At 36.4% G+C, this 3360-nt stretch carries 5 protein-coding genes; all 5 read left to right on the top strand.

The genetic code is table 11. The features are described 5' to 3' along the window. Positions 1 to 905, top strand: a 905-nt coding sequence (locus A3SG_RS0117975; protein ID WP_016991379.1) for a M23 family metallopeptidase, incomplete at its 5' end; no start/stop codon positions are given. Further along, positions 905 to 1237 carry a MerR family transcriptional regulator gene (locus A3SG_RS0117970; protein ID WP_016991378.1) on the top strand — a complete coding sequence of 111 codons (333 nt, stop codon included), beginning with the start codon at positions 905 to 907 and terminating at the stop codon, positions 1235 to 1237. The genes A3SG_RS0117975 and A3SG_RS0117970, both read left to right, overlap by 1 nt. 62 nt (positions 1238 to 1299) lie before the next feature. Then, a complete protein-coding gene (locus A3SG_RS0117965; protein ID WP_016991377.1) occupies positions 1300 to 1893 on the top strand; it encodes a LemA family protein in 594 nt (197 codons plus the stop codon). A 200-nt stretch (positions 1894 to 2093) separates the two neighbouring features. Further along, positions 2094 to 2534, top strand: a complete 441-nt coding sequence (locus A3SG_RS0117960; protein ID WP_016991376.1) for a TPM domain-containing protein — start codon at positions 2094 to 2096, stop codon at positions 2532 to 2534. Further along, positions 2531 to 3343 (top strand): TPM domain-containing protein, encoded by an 813-nt coding sequence (locus A3SG_RS0117955; RefSeq protein ID WP_016991374.1) that lies wholly within the window; start codon positions 2531 to 2533, stop codon positions 3341 to 3343. The genes A3SG_RS0117960 and A3SG_RS0117955 overlap by 4 nt, the downstream gene beginning before the upstream one ends. The last annotated feature ends 17 nt before the right edge of the window (positions 3344 to 3360 follow it).

Raw genomic sequence — 3360 nt, 5'->3', positions numbered from 1 at the left:
AATTTGGTTTTGCGGTCTTATTTTTATTGGCTTCGGGATTATTTGGCTCTCTTATATTTTTGATTTTATTAAACACGCCTTATTTCGACACGCCCAAAGACCGGCTGTTAATTCGTGAAAATGAAAATTTAAAATTGAATTATGCTGTTTTAGACAAAAAAATAAATCAGCTTGACAATGTAATTGAAGCTATTGAAGACCGGGACAATAATCTATACCGAACCTATTTCAATACCTCTCCAATACCTAAAGAAGAACGCAAATCAGGTTTTGGTGGCGAAGATAGATATGCTGCTTTAAAGGGTTACGACAATACGCAACTGGTACTTAACACCACTAAAAGAGTAGATGTTCTTGCTAAAGAATTGGCAATACAATCAAAGTCGCTGGATTACATTCTAAAACTGGCAAAAGCTAAAAACAAATTATTGTCTGCCATTCCTGCCATTCAGCCTGTCAGGAACGAAAATTTAAAACGAATGGCTTCTGGTTTTGGATATCGGACAGATCCATTTACCAAAGCCCGTAAAATGCATGAAGGCATGGACTTTACAGCTAAGGTAGGCACTCCGATTTTTGCAACTGGCGACGGTGTTGTAGCACAAGCAGACAACAGGGCTTCGGGTTACGGAAATCATATTGTTATTAGGCATGGTTATGGATACGAGACTTTATATGGTCATCTAAGCAAATACAATGTCAAAGCGGGACAAAGAGTAAAACGAGGAGATGTTATAGGTTATGTCGGAAGTACCGGTAGATCTGAAGGTCCCCATTTACATTATGAGGTACACAAAGACGGCAAAGTAGTTAATCCGCTCAATTTTTATTACGGAAACATTTCCGCAGTGGAATATGTGGCCATTTCAAAATTAGCGAACCAAGAGAATCAATCATTAGACTAATGCATATAGAGCTACAACCCGACAAAAGATATTACAGCATTGGTGAAATCGCCAAAGCTTTTGCTGTAAATGCTTCTCTGATTCGTTTTTGGGATAGCGAATTTGATATTCTTAAGCCCAAGAAAAACGCTAAGGGAAACAGGATGTTTACTCCTGAAGACATCAAAAACCTACAACTCATTTATCATCTGGTAAAAGAAAGAGGCTTCACATTAGAAGGAGCAAAAACCCATTTGAAAGAAGGACAAAAAAAAACATTGGATAAATTTGAAATTATTCGAAAGTTAGAGACCATAAGAACACAATTGACAAATATTAAAAATCAACTTTAAATTGATGGTTTTTACACAATAATTGAAGATTTCAGATTATAAACACTAAATTAAATAGAAAAATGGATTTTAAAAAATTTTTACCTTGGATTATTGGAGCCGTATTTATAATAGGTATGTACAGTTATGTTAAAGGAATAAATAATAACGCTGTTGGGTATGAACAGGGTATTAATGAAGCTTGGGGTAACGTTCAAACTTCCTATCAAAGAAGAAATGACTTAATTGGAAACTTAGTGAATACCGTAAAAGGAGCTGCTGAATTCGAAAAAAGTACTTTAACTGCTGTGATTGAAGCGCGTGCCAAAGCAACTGCAGTGACAATTGATCCTACAAATATCAGTCCAGAGCAATTAACTGAATTTAATAAAGCACAAAGCGGTGTAAGTAGCTCTTTATCCAGATTACTAGTTAGCGTAGAACGTTATCCGGAATTGAAGGCAAACCAAAATTTCTTGAAATTACAGGATGAATTAGCCAGTACCGAAAATCAAATTCTTACGGCCAGAACGCGTTTTAACGAAGCAGTCAAACCATACAATAATCATATCAAAATTTTCCCAAACTCTGTCTTTGCAGGTATGTTTGGATTTAAGGAAAAACCTTATTTCGAAGCTGTTGCAGGTGCTGAAACACCGGTTGAAGTCCAGTTCTAAATAAACTATAAAACTGATACCACTTTAGAATTTAGGAACGGCAGAATAGAAAGACCTTACTATTCTTATAAAAAAATAGTAAGCTAAGATGGAACTTAAAACATTGAGAATTAATACAGATTACCTTCTTATTGGTTTTAAATTTTAACCGCTTGTGTCGTTCATTAATTTTCTAAAATAATTACAAAAAAAACAAACTTATGTCAAAAACAGACACTTTTTTAACCCAAGAAGAAGAACAAGAAATTGTTGATGCTATTTGCGTGGCCGAAAAAAACACCTCTGGAGAGATTCGAGTTCATTTAGAAAAAACAACAAAATTAGACGCCTATGATCGTGCTTTAGAAGTTTTTCATGAATTAAAAATGGACGAAACTGAACTAAAAAATGGAGTATTAATTTACCTTGCCGTGGAAGACAAAACCTTTGTGATTTGTGGTGACGAAGGAATCAATGATGTTGTTGAAAATGATTTTTGGGACAGTACCAAGGATGCTATGGTAGCTCATTTTAAAAATGGAAATTTCAAACAGGGGCTCATTGATGGAATTATAATCGCTGGAGAACAATTAAAAAAACATTTTCCTTGGTCAGAAGATGATACGAATGAATTATCAAACGAAATATCAAAAGGAGAATGATTTTACAAAAAAAGAATACCCTAACTTCCTTAAGCCTACTTGTGTTTTTATTTATTGCACAAATAAGTTTCGCACAATTTACAATACCTGACAAACCAAATTTAGCTACTTCAGTTTACGATTATGCTAATGTTCTTAGTTCAACCGAAAAACTCCAATTAGAGGAAAAGTTAATCAAATATTCTGACTCCACTACTACACAAATAGTAGTTATTACCATTGAAAGCCTAAAAGGCGAAGATGTAAGCCAGTTGGCCACTCGATGGGCTCAAACTTGGGGAATCGGTCAAGCAAAAGAAGACAACGGTGTTATAATTCTGGTGGCAAAAGCGGAAAGAAAAATAGCAATTAATCCTGGTTACGGTCTTGAGGATCGCCTAACTGCGGGAATTGGCGGTGAAATAATTAGAAATATTATTACGCCTGAATTCAAATCCGGGAGTTACTACAATGGTCTTGACAAAGGAACAGATGCTTTAATAGACGTTTTTAAAGGCAAATACAAAGGAGAAAGAAAACAGAAGACCAAAGGAAAAAGTTTCCCTATTTTACCCTTCGTTATTATTATCGTAATCATCCTTGTCCTTATTTCTAAAAACAAAGGTGGTGGTGGCGGGAATTCAGGAAACCGTGGTGGTCGAGGACCAAGTTTACTGGACATCCTAGTTCTCAGCAGTCTTGGAAGTGGCGGACGGGGAGGTTTTGGCGGAGGATCCTCTGGCGGAGGGTTTGGCGGCGGAGGCGGCGGATTCGGTGGTGGATTTGGCGGCGGAGGCTTCTCGGGAGGAGGTTCGAGCGGAGGCTGGTAAAAAAAATACTATATAAT

This window comes from Flavobacterium sp. ACAM 123 (assembly GCF_000264055.1).
In the GTDB taxonomy this organism is placed as follows: Bacteria; Bacteroidota; Bacteroidia; order Flavobacteriales; family Flavobacteriaceae; genus Flavobacterium.
This window is presented reverse-complemented; position numbering and strand designations above follow the sequence as displayed.